Origin of the sequence: Clostridium sp. (genome assembly GCF_034179595.1) — a bacterium.
Classification (GTDB): Bacteria; Bacillota; Clostridia; order Clostridiales; family Clostridiaceae; genus Clostridium.
This window is the reverse complement of the sequence record NZ_JAXFPT010000061.1, coordinates 46,414-59,614: the sequence shown is the minus strand read 5'-3', so window position 1 is coordinate 59,614 and position 13,201 is coordinate 46,414. Positions and strand designations below refer to the sequence as shown.

Here is a 13,201-nt window from a genome sequence, read left to right as displayed (position 1 = left end):
TAATTTTCTAAAAGCTTTGAATTTATCTTAACAAATACTCTATTTAATAAAATAATAAATACTGTGAATGTAGCTATTGATATAAGAATAAAAATTAAAGCTCCACTAAAACTTCCATATACTATACCATTTATATAATATCTCAAAGGTGGATATATCTTATTTAATATATCACTTATATTTTTTGCATTCTTAAATATATACTCTGATATAAATTGCATATTTGAAGATATTAAAATAATTATTGGAAGTAATATAATTCCTTCAATTATATAAACTATGTTTTTATATCTAACTTTCGCTGAAATGTATGTAAATACAAATCCTATAAAACTAGCAATTATTATTGGAATAAGTGGAATAAAAAGATACATTACAAATGCATTTATTATCATGATAAATGTAATCTTTGTATTTATAAAATAAACTATCAAAGATGGTATTAAGAAAATTGCTAAAAATAGATAATTAACTAAAATTAAATTAATTATTTTAGAAGATAATATTACCCAAGGTTTTATAGGAAGAGATATTAAAAATTCATAATCTTTCATTCCAAATAATAATCCAGGAGCTTTATATATAGATGTCCAAATTATTATAAATACTGACATTATAAAGCCTTGTGCTATTATAATATGAAGCATATTTATATTTTTTAGTGGTTCTACCATTAAATTAAAATAACTAAACATTGAAATTTCAAAACCTAATATTGCAATTATTAGTAATACTAAAAATGCTAAAGTTTTTAATAGCTTTTTCTTATCTCTTCTATCTAATATAGAATTAAGGTTATAAGAACTTATTAAATCATATTTTAAAAGAGTTATTAAATCATTCATCCCCAATCAACTCCATAAATAAATCTTCTAATGAATTATCACCTTTAACTTTATCTATATCTCCATTTGCTACAATTTCTCCATTTTTAATTATAGCAATCTTATTACATAACTTTTCAGCTACTTCCAATACATGTGTTGAAAAAAATATTGCTCCACCATCTTTACATATATCTTTCATAATTTGCTTTAATATATGTGATGCTTTTGGATCTAAACCAACAAAAGGTTCATCTAATATTAGTAATTTAGGCTTATGAATAAGCGCAGATATAATTGCTAATTTTTGCTTCATACCATGTGAGTATGATGATATTAAATCACCTAATGACTTAGTAATTTCAAAAGTATCAGAATATACCTTTATAAGTTCTTCTCTTTCTTTTCTAGGAACTTTATATATGTCTCCAATAAAATTTAAATATTGTATTCCTGTAAGTGCATCATAAAGTTCTGGGTTGTCAGGTATATATGCAATTTTCTTTTTACATTCAATTGGATTTTCTTTAATTGATACTCCATCTATAAATATATCTCCCTTTTCAAATTCAAGTATACCAACAACAGATTTTATAGTAGTTGTTTTTCCAGCGCCATTATGTCCAATAAATCCAAATATATCTCCACTTTTTATTTCTAAAGATAAATCTTTAATTGCTGGTCTATCACTCTTATAGTATTTATACAAATTTTTTATAATCAGCATATTTGTCCTCCTAAAATTTTATATAGATTTTTCTTATATTATAAATAATTTTTCTTATTAAATTAATTATTAAAGACTTTTTTAGCTATTTCTACAGATTCCTTAGCATCTTTTGCATAAAAATCAGCACCTATTTTATCTGAGTAATCTTCTGTTAAAACAGCTCCACCAACAAATATTTTCCCTTTAAAACCAGCTTCTTTTAAAGCTAAAATTGTTTCTTCCATAGATACTATAGTAGTTGTCATTAAAGCACTAAGACCCACAAGTTTTATATCGTTTTCTATAGCTTCTTTTACTATCTTCTCTATCGGAACATCTTTTCCAAGATCTAATATATCATATCCATAATTTTGTAATATAAGCTTAACTATATTTTTTCCTATATCATGAATATCACCTTTTACAGTTGCAAGTATGATTTTCCCTTTATTTACTTCACTTTTATTTAACCTAGCCAATCTATCTTTAATTAAATCAAATGACACTTTTACTGTTTCTGCAGCCTGTATAAGCTGTGGTAAGAATATTTCTCCATTTTCATATTTTTTACCTACTTTATCAAGAGCAGGTATTAAATCCTCATTTACTATTTCAAGTTCTGTCTTTTCTCGTAATAATTGTTCTGTTATTTTTCTTGTACTATTTTTTAATCCTTGAAGTATTAATTTATCTAAAGATTCTTCGCTATTATCTAATTCATTAGAATAATTTATATTTTCTTTAGTCACTAATATTTTCTCTATCTTTTTATCTCCATAATTTTCTATATATCTTTTAGCTCCACGATCATTATTGTTTAAAACTTTAAAGGAATTTATTACATTCATCATTCCTTCTCTATTAGGATTCATAATTGGAAGATCTAATCCAGCTCCTAAAGCTAATGCTAGAAATGTTTCATTTATAATATCTCTATTTGGCAGACCAAAGGATATATTTGAAACACCAAGAATAGTTTTAACACCTAATCTTTCTTTAACTATTTTTAAAGCTTTTAATGTATCCATAACTTCTTCTTGTTGAGCTGAAACAGTTAAAGCTAAACAGTCTATATATACATCCTCTTTCTTTATTCCATATTCTACTGCTCTGTCAACTATTTTTTCTGCTATTTTAAATCTAGATTCATAATCTTTAGGTATACCATTATTATCAAGTGTTAACCCAACTACTGATGCTCCATATTTCTTTACTAGAGGAAGAATACTATCTAATACCGCATCTTCTCCATTTACTGAATTTACTATTGGTTTACCATTATATACTCTTAAAGCACTTTCAATAACATTCTTTTTAGCTGAATCAATTTGAAGTGGAACATCCACAATGCTCTGTAATTCTTTTATTGTGCTTTCCATTAATGTTTCTTCATCTATTTCTGGAAGCCCAACATTAACATCTAATATTTCTGCTCCTCCTTCTATTTGTTCTATTGCCTGTTTTAATATATAATCCATATCTCTATCTATGATAGCTTTTTTGAATCTTTTTTTACCTGTTGGATTTATTCGTTCCCCAACTACTCTTACCTCATCAATTTCAACAACTTTAAAAGGTGACGTTACTGCATATTTTATCATCTTTTTTCTATTTATTTTATGGTTACTTCTAGCTATTTTACTAATCTCTTCTATAAATCTAGGAGTGGTTCCACAACATCCTCCTATAATTGATACTCCAAGTTCCACTAATTCTCTAATAAAATTTGCAAATTCTTCTTCATTTATATCATACCTAGCTTTTCCTTTTATCATATTTGGAAGTCCTGCATTAGGTTGAACTATTACAGGTAAATTTGTATTATTAATTATTTTTTCTACAATTCCCTTAAGCTCTTTAGGTCCAAGTGAACAATTCACTCCAATAGCATCTACACCTAGTCCTTCTAAAGTAATTGCCATACTTTCCGGAAGACATCCTGTAAAAGTTCTCCCATCTTCTTCAAATGTCATTGTTGCAAATATAGGCAAACTACAACTTTCTTTTGCCGCAATTATTGCAGCTTTCATCTCGTACAAATCAGTCATAGTCTCAATAAGTATTAAATCTGCTCCACTTTGCTCTCCGATTTTAATTTGTCTTTTAAAAATATCAATAGCTTTTTCAAAATTTAAAGTGCCCATAGGTTCTAATAATTCCCCAATTGGTCCTATATCAAGAGCAATGTAACAATCTTTATTTCCTCTTGCTTTTTTAGCTAAATCTACTCCAGATTTTATTATTTCTTCTACAGAAAATTTGGTATTCTTTAATTTAAGCTCGTTTGCCCCAAATGTATTTGTTGTTATAACTTTTGCTCCAGCATTTATATAATTTTTATGTATCTTTATTATCTCTTCTTTATGGGTTATATTAAATATCTCTGGATATTCTCCAAGTTTTAAACCTGAATTTTGGAGCATTGTTCCCATAGCTCCATCAAAAACTAAAATGTTATCTTTAATATACTCTCTTACATTCAAAATCTATTCCCTCTTTTCTATATGCACATCTATCGTAGTTATTACAATTTATGCAGCTCTTCTCTTTCTTTTTTCCACTATATTTTTTTATACCTAAAATAGCTGTTACTGATTTTCTTGGAAATAAAATCATATGCTCTGAAACCTTAATTCCTATTCTTTTTTCACAATTTAATACATTTATAAAATCTTTTTGGATACTTAAATCCAAATCCCCATAACCTGGACTATACCTAAATGTTAATTCTTCATCTTCACTTATATACTTAGCTTTTATCTCCTCTTCTAGTAAATCACAAACCTCTTCAACACATGTTGTAGCGCAAGCATCAAATATTAAACCCTTTGTTAAATCTACTTTTTCATAAAATCTTGTACGTCTTTCAACATTATTTCCAAGTGTTACAGCCATTAGTATGCATCTATCACACTCTTTTAATAAATTATATATATCATTTCCTTTTAAAATCAAATTAGTTCCTATAAGTTCAATTCCATCTTCTCTTTTATTTAAGTTATACTCCTCATAAATATATTTAGGTGTAAAGAAATCTTCACACTCTTTCTTTACACCTAAAATTTTATCAATAATATTTTGAGGTATTTTTTGCCTTCTATATCCTAAATATCTTAAAATTTCTGATTCATGAAGAGTAAGATTTTTATCACTACTTTCCATATACATTAAGAGAAAATCCTTTTCTTATTACATCCTTTGCATATTCTTTTGCTCCAAAAAGAGAAAGATCTTTATAATTTCCACATTGAACTTCATTGCTTGCTGGTATATCTTCTGCTTTTAATAAATTCTTCAAGACTACTTCAACAGCTTCTTTTATTTCAATAGACTCCTTATTACCCCATGTAGTTAAATAAAAGCCTGTTCTACATCCCATTGGAGATACATCAATCACTCCATCTAATTCATTTCTAATATTATAAGCTAAATAATGTTCAAGAGCATGCATAGCTGCTGTTCCAAAGGCTTCTTTATTTGGTTGTAAAAACCTTATATCAAACTTACTTATCTTATCACCATGTTCTCCTTCATATACACAACATTTTCTTACAAATGGTGCCTTTACTTTAGTATGATCTAATTCAAAACTTTCTACTTTTTTCATATATTTACCTCCTAGTTATTGATTGTTTTAATAATTGTTTTTATATTTTCTTTAATCTTTCTTGCTACATATGGGTTATTCATTGTGTAAATATGAATTCCTTGAACTCCACTAGAAGCTAAATCTATAATTTGCTCAACTGCATATGCAATTCCCGCTTCTCTTAAAGCTTCTGGACTATATTCATATCTCTTCATTATTTTAGAAAATTTAACTGGAATTTTTGCTCCACATAACTTTGTTATTCTCTCTATCTGCTTTTTATTTATTACTGGCATAATGCCTGCTTGAATAGGTGTATTTATTCCATTTTGATTTATTTTATCTAAAAAATCATAATATATATTGTTATCAAAAAATAACTGAGAAATAAAACTTGATGTACCTGAATTTATCTTTCTTTTCATATTATCTATTTCTATATCTATTCTCTTATTTTCTATATGACCTTCTGGATAACATGCTGAAATTATATTAAATTTCTTTTTTTCTTCTATATAACTTATAAGCTCACTTGCATAATTAAAATCTTTTTTGGAATTACCAATATCATCACCTCTTAATGCAAGTATGTTTCTAACTTCTTCAAGCTCTAATCTCTCTGTTATTTTATCTATATCATCTTTTTTAGAAGATATGCATGTTAAATGAGCCAAAGGCTCTATATTATATACATTTTTTATAAGTGATGATATTTCTGTGGTTTTATTATTTATTAAACTTCCACCTGCCCCATAAGTCACACTAATAAAATCTGGCTCTAATTCTGAAAGTTCATTTAAAGCCTTATATATACTTTTAACTGGTGAATTAGTTTTTGGTGGGAATACCTCAAAAGAAAAAACTAATTTCTTTTTATCAAAAATCTCTCTAATATTCATAATGCCCCCTTGTTTATATTGTAAACTTTAAAAAACAAAAAAGTCTTAGGATACTATACCTAAGACTTTAACCTCAAATTTATATCCTTATCTATCTGGAATTAGCACCACATTCTATAATAAATTTATATATAAAAGTACTATAAATTCATAGTATATATAGGTTGCCGGGTTTCATAGGGCCAGTCCCTCCACCACTCTTGATAAGTTCTATATTCTATTTTATGTAATTATACCTTAAAAATGATTATTTGTAAATACATTCTAATTATTGTCTTTTATATTATTAAAATATTCTTCTCTAAATAGAGCCATTAATATCTCATCATGATATTTTCCTTCTCTATATATTTCTCTTTTTAATCGTCCTTCTTCTTTAAATCCAAGCTTTTTATAACAAGCTATTGCCCTTGGATTTAATGAAAAAACACTAAGTTTTATTTTTTCAATATTACATTCTTCAAATATAAATTTAATTAATATAGATAATGCATCATATCCATAACCTTTGCCCCAATAATTTTTATCACCTATCATAATTCCAATAGTACAATTTCTATTTTTTACATTAACAGAATTTATGCTACACCCGCCTATAATATTTCCAGTACTTATTTCTTCTATTGCAAAATCATAAGTTAAGCTATCTATTCCTCTATTCTTTTTTATCCATACTTCTTCTTCCCATTTACTTATAGGAAATGGTGTATTTGAATCTAGAAGTTTTTTCACCTCAAAATCATTTACAAAACTTAATATCTTTTCAATATCTTCTTCCTTATAAGCTCTAAGTAAAACTTTAGTTCCTATATACATATAATTAGCCCCCAAATTGTATTTTTAAATTATATTATACATTAATGATTATAAAAACAAAAGCATTACTAAAAAGTAATGCTTTAAATTTCTATGGATGATTATAAAATAATAAAATTATAGATAGACATGCACAAACTATGCTTATTCCAACTATAAAGTTAACTATTTGTGGTTTTGTTAATCCTTTTTCCTCTAATCTAAAGTGCATCTGACTTCTATCTGCTTGATACACTGGTTTTCCTTCATTAAATCTTTTAAATATAACAAATAAATTATCAAATATAGGTACTGCTAGTGCTAATATTGGTAATAATAAGCTAAGAACCGTAGCCTGCTTAAATGCACCATCTAATGCTATAATACTCAAAATAAACCCTAAAAAATTTGCTCCAGAATCCCCCATAAATACTTTTGCTGGATACTTATTATAAATTAAAAATCCACATATGCTTCCTGCAATTATTATTGATATAGATGCTGAATAAACCTGACCTAAAATAATTGCTGCAATAAAAAATGTAGTTGATGAAACTAATGAAATTCCACCTGCAAGTCCATCCATTCCATCTGACCAATTTATTACTGTTGTAACTCCAAACATCCAAGTTATACTTAAGACAAATTGTAAAAATGTGCTAAGAACTACATATTGTCCAGTAAAAGGATTGGTAAACCCTTTAAATGCAACACCTGCATTAAATACTAATACAGCAGCTAAAATTTGAATTATTAGTCTTGGAAATATAGGGAACTCTTTTCCTTTTGATTTATAAAAATCATCTACAAGCCCTATAATTAAAATTAATAATGAACTAATAAATATCCATATACTTTGATATCCATTCTCTTTTTCTACAAAATAATATAATGCAAAAAATCCTATAAACATCGCAAGTCCACCGCATAATGGTGTTACTTTCTTATGTTTCTTTCTTTTCGTAGGTTTATCTGTAAAGCCAATTTTAGTTGATAGCTTCATTAAGATCGGTAATAAAATTGCTACTAATAAGAAAGAAATTATAAACTCTATAAAATAATTCATATATTCCTTCTCCTAAACTAGACTAGATTGTTAATTATATGTAAAAAAATCTGAATCTATTAGAATTATACTATTAATATACTATATTATCAATTATATTGATATAAAATTTATTTAGTTTTAAGATTTAGGAATAAGCCTAATTTTATGTAAAAAAATACACCTTAGAACATCTAAGGTGTATTTAAATCTATTATCCTCTTTGTTCTATCATGCTCTTAACTTTCATAAGTCTAGTTAAAGCACTTCTTTCATTTTCATCAAGTTTCATTCTTATATACTTGATTGTTTCTTGAAGTTGAGGAATTGTCATATATTCTAGAGCGTTAACTCTTCTTCTAGTCTTTTCTATTTCATCTGCCATAAGTTGACATGACTTTTCTACTTCTGCAAGTTCCAAAAGCTTAGGTAATATTCCATAAAGCTTTGTTATTGCATCATCAAGATCTGATGATGTGTTTGCAAATCCATATGGGAAGATACTACCTTCGTCACCTTCAAGCTGTCTTTTAAAGTTCATAACTGGAACATTAACACTCATTATGTTCTTGTTTCCAACTTCTACAGAGATACTTTCTTTTGGATAAGCAATTGCTTCTTCTAAAAACTCTGAACTCATAACGGCTCTTGCCATAACAAAATCTTTAAGTGAGCCTTCAAGTTGTTCTTCAACATCTTTTCTTAGATTATTGTTATACTTAACAAGATTAATAAATTGTCTCATTAACTCATCTTGCTTATCTTTTAAAAGCTTATGACCTCTAGTAGCTGTTGTTAATCTCTTTTTCAGCTTTGTGAGCTCCATTCTAGTAGGATTCACATTTAATCTAGCCATAGCCTATTCTTCCTCTCTTGGCATATATTTTTCAAGATATTCATCTCTAATTCTCTTAAGTTCAGTTCTTGGAAGTAATTTTAATAACTTCCATCCTAAATCTAGAGTTTCAGTAATTGTTCTATTTGCTTCAAGTCCTTGTGAAACATATTCATTTTCAAATGCTTCTGCAAATTTAGCAAATGCTTTATCAGTATCTGAAAGAGCTGATTCCCCTAGGATAGCTGATAATTCTTTTGCTTGCTTACCTTGAGCATATGCTGAGAATAATTGGTTCATTGTATCAGCATGATCTTCTCTAGTCTTTCCTTTACCAATACCTTTATCTTTAAGTCTTGAAAGTGATGGTAAAACATCTATTGGAGGCATAATACCTTTCTTATAAAGTTCTCTTGAAAGTATTATTTGTCCTTCTGTTATATATCCAGTTAAGTCTGGAATTGGATGTGTTTTATCTTCTTCAGGCATTGTAAGTATTGGAATTTGAGTGATTGATCCTTCTTTACCTCTAAGTCTTCCTGCTCTTTCATATAATGTTGAAAGGTCAGTGTATAGGTAACCTGGATATCCTCTTCTACCTGGAACTTCTTTTCTAGCCGCTGAAACTTCTCTTAGAGCTTCTGCATAGTTTGTGATATCTGTCATTATAACAAGAACGTGCATTCCTTTTTCATATGCTAAATATTCAGCTGTAGTTAATGCCATTCTTGGAGTAGCTATTCTTTCGATAGCTGGGTCAGATGCTAAATTCATAAATAGAACTGATCTATCTATAGCACCTGTTTGTTTAAATTCATCAACGAAGAATTGAGCTTCTTCGAATGTAATACCAATCGCTGCAAATACAACGGCAAACTTTGAATCAGAATTTAAAACTCTCGCTTGTCTTGCAATTTGTGCTGCAAGTTCTGCATGTGGAAGTCCTGATGCTGAGAACACAGGAAGTTTTTGTCCTCTAACTAAAGTGTTAAGTCCATCGATTGCTGATACTCCTGTTTGAATAAATTCTGATGGATAATCTCTAGCAACTGGATTTATAGCTTCTCCATTTATATCAAGTCTCTTTTCTGGTATTATCTTTGGACCATTATCTATTGGCTTACCCATACCATCAAAGACTCTTCCAAGCATATCTTCTGAAACCCCAAGTTCAAGAGGTCTTCCTAAGAATTTTGCTTTAGTTCCTTTTAAGTTAATTCCTGAAGAACCTTCGAAGATTTGTACCATAGCTTTTGAACCATTAACTTCTAGTACCTTACCTCTTCTTTTTTCTCCATTTTGTAGTTCTATTTCAACTAGTTCATCATATTTAACACCTTCAACACCTTCAACAGCCATTAAAGGTCCTACTACTTCTGTGACTGTTCTATATTCCTTAGGCATCTAGAACCCCTCCTTCGCTGATTAATTTGTCAATAGCAGATGTTAAATCAACTCCGATTTGATCAATATTTGCTATATTTTCTTCTGAGATATACTTAGCTCTAGCTATTCTATCTCTCATTTCATCCATACCTAAAATTTTATCTAGGTATACTCCAGCTTCTAAAGCTCTTTCAGCTTCAGTTTTAAATTGAAGTATTAACTTTAACATTTTATGTTGCTTATTTAATGAAGTGTATGTATCAACTTCATGGAAAGCATTTTGTTGAAGATAATCTTCTCTTATTGATTTTGCTATTTCAAGTTTTAATCTATCACCTTCTGAAAGCGCATCTATACCAACAAGTCTTACAATTTCTTGTAAGCTAGCTTCTTCTTGTAATAAAGCCATAGCTTCTATTCTAAGTTCTGACCAATCACTTGCAACTTCTTCATCCATCCACTTACCGATTCTATCTGCATATAATGAATATGAGTTTAACCAGTTAATTGATGGGAAGTGTCTTTGATATGCAAGTTGTGCATCTAGTCCCCAGAAAACTTTAACTATTCTTAAAGTTGATTGAGTAACTGGTTCTGAAATATCTCCTCCTGGAGGTGATACCGCACCGATTGCAGTAACTGCACCTTCTCTTCCATCTTTTCCAAGACAAACAACTTTACCAGCTCTTTCATAGTAATCTGCAAGTCTTGATCCTAAATATGCTGGGTAACCTTCATCACCTGGCATTTCTTCAAGTCTACCTGACATTTCTCTTAAAGCTTCTGCCCATCTTGATGTAGAGTCTGCCATGATAGCTACTGAATATCCCATATCTCTGAAGTATTCAGCTATTGTTATTCCTGTATATATAGATGCTTCTCTAGCTGCAACTGGCATGTTTGATGTATTTGCTATAAGAACTGTTCTCTTCATTAAGCTTTGACCAGTCTTTGGGTCTTTAAGTTCTGGGAACTCATTAAGAACGTCTGTCATCTCATTTCCACGTTCTCCACATCCAACATAAACAACTATTTCTGCATCTCCCCATTTAGCAACTTGGTGTTGTACTACTGTTTTACCAGCTCCGAATGGTCCTGGTACTGCAGCTGCTCCACCTTTAACAACTGGGAAGAATGTATCTATAACTCTTTGACCTGTAGTAAGAGGTGCTATTGGATTTAACTTATTTGCATAAGGTCTTCCTTTTCTTACTGGCCATTTTTGCATCATTGAAACTTCTTTGTCTCCATCTTTAGTTTCAATTGTGCAAACTATATCTTCTACAGTGAATTTTCCACTCTTTATATCTTTTACTTTACCTGATACTTTGAAAGGAACCATTATTTTGTGAAGTACTACTGGTGTTTCTTGAACTGTTCCAATAACGTCTCCAGCTTCAACTTCATCTCCTACTTTAACTGTAGGAACAAATTCCCAAACTTTTTCTCTATCTAATGATTTAACAGAAACCCCTTTAGTTAAGAAATCTGATCCTGCTGCTTTCATGAAAGCATCAAGAGGTCTTTGTATTCCATCAAACATTGCTTCTATAAGTCCTGGTCCAAGTTCAACACTTAGTGGTTCTCCAGTTGTTACAACTGGATCTCCAGGTCCTATTCCTGAAGTTTCTTCATATACCTGTATAGATGCCTTATCTTCTCTCATTTCAATAATTTCACCGATAAGACCTTTTTCACCAACTTTACATACGTCAAATATGTTAGCTTCTTCCATTCCTTCAGCAACTACTAAAGGTCCTGAAACTTTTATTATTCTTCCAGTTTTTACCATGTAAAACCTTCCTTCCTATAAGATATTAACGCCAACAGCTTTTTCTACATTATCGCTGATCCTTTGCATTCCTATATTTAATGATCCTTGATTACTTGGAATTAATATTACAGCTGGAAGCACAGCTCTATTGTATCTTTCAATAGTTTCTTCTATTTCCTTAGCTACGTGTTCTGTCACAAAGATAACTGCATATTCTTGCATTGCTAATCTATCTACAGTTTTTCTAGCTTCATCAGCTTCTACTACTGGAAATACATCGATTCCTAAAGCTTTAAAAGCTAAAACTGAATCTTTATCTCCAACTACACCGATCTTCTTATACATAAATATCACGCAGCCTTTCTCTGATTACTTCCCCTGAAATATTATTGAGTTTACCAACCATTATAATTCTAACTACTTTAATTTCTGTTTCTTTTGCATAAATGTAAGCTAATAAAGGTTCAACTCCAAAAGGAATAAATTTAGCTTCTCTCATCATATCCATAATATAATTATCGATTAGTTTTTCTAAAAGACTTGATGAACCTGTCTTTATATAATCTTCTAAACCGCTCTTTATTACTTCACTATAATCAGTAAAAGTTAACTTATTAGATATGTTCTCTGGAGCATCATTTAATAAAGCTACTAATGTATCTTCACCTATTGCTCCTCCATTTATGATAACTTGTTGCAGAAAATCTCTAGCCTTATTTTGCTTTTTAACTCTTAGTAATGTTTTTAGATTTGTTAAATCAATTAAAGCACTAACATACTTATCAACAAATCTATCATTTAATTCTTTAGAAATTTCTTTCATCTCTTCAAACATTGAATTATCTAAGATAATATCTATTTGTTGTGGATCTGTTGTTCCTTCAAAAACTTCTTTGGCTTTTTCTATACCACTTCTCATAAAAGAAGGTAGATCACTTAAGTTATTATTATCTATACTATGTTTTAAAAATGAAAGATTAATCTTTCCAACAGGGATTAACATATCGCTTACATCTTTATTTAAGAAAATTCCTTTTAAAAGTACCTTAACGTTATGATAATCGTATTTTATAGCCATAAGGTCTACTAAAGACTTTTCTGGTGATATATCATACATAAGTTCATAAACTCTTTTAAGTTCTTTTGAAAGTACTATTTCGTAATCTTCAGCTCTTTTAACACCTGTCATTACATTGGCATACTCAGATTCTTGAAGCACTTTCAGTGCTTCATTTGCAGAATCTCCATCAATCATTCTATCGATTTTAGCTTTATCAAGGAGTCTTGTTTCTAATACTCTAAGTCTTGGTATAACTTGAGCAAATTGCATTGAATCCATTTGCTT

12 protein-coding genes, 1 pseudogene and 1 riboswitch are annotated in these 13,201 nt (G+C 29.3%); all 13 genes and pseudogenes read right to left on the bottom strand.

Features of this window, described 5'->3' with window-relative positions:
• Window positions 1-845 (bottom strand): annotated as a pseudogene (locus tag SPJ33_RS07220) (hypothetical protein); the annotation flags it as partial.
• Complete coding sequence (locus tag SPJ33_RS07215) at window positions 838-1,551, bottom strand: ABC transporter ATP-binding protein (protein ID WP_321117295.1); 714 nt, start codon at window positions 1,549-1,551, stop codon at window positions 838-840. The pseudogene SPJ33_RS07220 and the gene SPJ33_RS07215, both read right to left, overlap by 8 nt.
• A 62-nt stretch (window positions 1,552-1,613) precedes the next feature.
• Entirely contained in the window at window positions 1,614-4,016 is a 2,403-nt protein-coding gene (locus SPJ33_RS07210; protein ID WP_321117294.1) for a homocysteine S-methyltransferase family protein, read from the bottom strand.
• Entirely contained in the window at window positions 3,994-4,701 is a 708-nt protein-coding gene (locus tag SPJ33_RS07205; protein WP_321117293.1) for a vitamin B12 dependent-methionine synthase activation domain-containing protein, read from the bottom strand. The genes SPJ33_RS07210 and SPJ33_RS07205 overlap by 23 nt, the downstream gene beginning before the upstream one ends.
• Window positions 4,685-5,140 (bottom strand): S-ribosylhomocysteine lyase, encoded by a 456-nt coding sequence (locus SPJ33_RS07200; RefSeq protein WP_321117292.1) that lies wholly within the window; start codon window positions 5,138-5,140, stop codon window positions 4,685-4,687. Before SPJ33_RS07200 ends, SPJ33_RS07205 begins: the two co-directional genes overlap by 17 nt.
• A gap of 11 nt (window positions 5,141-5,151) precedes the next feature.
• Window positions 5,152-6,021, bottom strand: a complete 870-nt coding sequence (gene metF / locus SPJ33_RS07195; protein WP_321117291.1) for a methylenetetrahydrofolate reductase [NAD(P)H] — start codon at window positions 6,019-6,021, stop codon at window positions 5,152-5,154.
• 84 nt (window positions 6,022-6,105) lie between these two features.
• Window positions 6,106-6,231, bottom strand: a riboswitch (SAM riboswitch).
• 54 nt (window positions 6,232-6,285) lie between these two features.
• Window positions 6,286-6,837, bottom strand: coding sequence for a GNAT family protein (locus tag SPJ33_RS07190; RefSeq protein ID WP_321117290.1), 552 nt, complete (start codon window positions 6,835-6,837; stop codon window positions 6,286-6,288).
• Between the two features lie 91 nt (window positions 6,838-6,928).
• On the bottom strand, window positions 6,929-7,882 hold the full coding sequence (locus SPJ33_RS07185; protein WP_321117289.1) for an MraY family glycosyltransferase: 954 nt from the start codon (window positions 7,880-7,882) through the stop codon (window positions 6,929-6,931).
• A gap of 193 nt (window positions 7,883-8,075) precedes the next feature.
• A complete protein-coding gene (locus tag SPJ33_RS07180; RefSeq protein WP_321117288.1) occupies window positions 8,076-8,717 on the bottom strand; it encodes a V-type ATP synthase subunit D in 642 nt (213 codons plus the stop codon).
• A gap of 3 nt (window positions 8,718-8,720) precedes the next feature.
• The gene (locus SPJ33_RS07175; RefSeq protein ID WP_321117287.1) at window positions 8,721-10,100 is read right to left on the bottom strand and encodes a V-type ATP synthase subunit B; all 1,380 of its coding nucleotides are present in this window, start codon (window positions 10,098-10,100) and stop codon (window positions 8,721-8,723) included.
• On the bottom strand, window positions 10,093-11,874 hold the full coding sequence (locus tag SPJ33_RS07170) for a V-type ATP synthase subunit A (protein WP_321117286.1): 1,782 nt from the start codon (window positions 11,872-11,874) through the stop codon (window positions 10,093-10,095). The genes SPJ33_RS07175 and SPJ33_RS07170 overlap by 8 nt, the downstream gene beginning before the upstream one ends.
• Window positions 11,875-11,889: 15 nt before the next feature.
• Window positions 11,890-12,201 carry a V-type ATP synthase subunit F gene (locus SPJ33_RS07165; protein ID WP_321117285.1) on the bottom strand — a complete coding sequence of 104 codons (312 nt, stop codon included), beginning with the start codon at window positions 12,199-12,201 and terminating at the stop codon, window positions 11,890-11,892.
• Window positions 12,194-13,195 carry a V-type ATP synthase subunit C gene (locus SPJ33_RS07160; protein ID WP_321117284.1) on the bottom strand — a complete coding sequence of 334 codons (1,002 nt, stop codon included), beginning with the start codon at window positions 13,193-13,195 and terminating at the stop codon, window positions 12,194-12,196. Before SPJ33_RS07160 ends, SPJ33_RS07165 begins: the two co-directional genes overlap by 8 nt.
• Between the last annotated feature and the right edge of the window lie 6 nt (window positions 13,196-13,201).

Excerpts from the sequence above, each read along its gene's own strand:
- SPJ33_RS07160 (WP_321117284.1), bottom strand. The coding sequence starts at position 13,195 with ATGGATTCAATGCAATTTGCTCAAGTTATACCAAGACTTAGAGTATTA.
- SPJ33_RS07190 (WP_321117290.1), bottom strand. The coding sequence starts at position 6,837 with ATGTATATAGGAACTAAAGTTTTACTTAGAGCTTATAAGGAAGAAGAT.
- SPJ33_RS07215 (WP_321117295.1), bottom strand. The coding sequence starts at position 1,551 with ATGCTGATTATAAAAAATTTGTATAAATACTATAAGAGTGATAGACCA.
- SPJ33_RS07175 (WP_321117287.1), bottom strand. The coding sequence starts at position 10,100 with ATGCCTAAGGAATATAGAACAGTCACAGAAGTAGTAGGACCTTTAATG.
- SPJ33_RS07170 (WP_321117286.1), bottom strand. The coding sequence starts at position 11,874 with ATGGTAAAAACTGGAAGAATAATAAAAGTTTCAGGACCTTTAGTAGTT.
- SPJ33_RS07165 (WP_321117285.1), bottom strand. The coding sequence starts at position 12,201 with ATGTATAAGAAGATCGGTGTAGTTGGAGATAAAGATTCAGTTTTAGCT.
- SPJ33_RS07200 (WP_321117292.1), bottom strand. The coding sequence starts at position 5,140 with ATGAAAAAAGTAGAAAGTTTTGAATTAGATCATACTAAAGTAAAGGCA.
- SPJ33_RS07180 (WP_321117288.1), bottom strand. The coding sequence starts at position 8,717 with ATGGCTAGATTAAATGTGAATCCTACTAGAATGGAGCTCACAAAGCTG.
- metF (WP_321117291.1), bottom strand. The coding sequence starts at position 6,021 with ATGAATATTAGAGAGATTTTTGATAAAAAGAAATTAGTTTTTTCTTTT.
- SPJ33_RS07205 (WP_321117293.1), bottom strand. The coding sequence starts at position 4,701 with ATGTATATGGAAAGTAGTGATAAAAATCTTACTCTTCATGAATCAGAA.
- SPJ33_RS07185 (WP_321117289.1), bottom strand. The coding sequence starts at position 7,882 with ATGAATTATTTTATAGAGTTTATAATTTCTTTCTTATTAGTAGCAATT.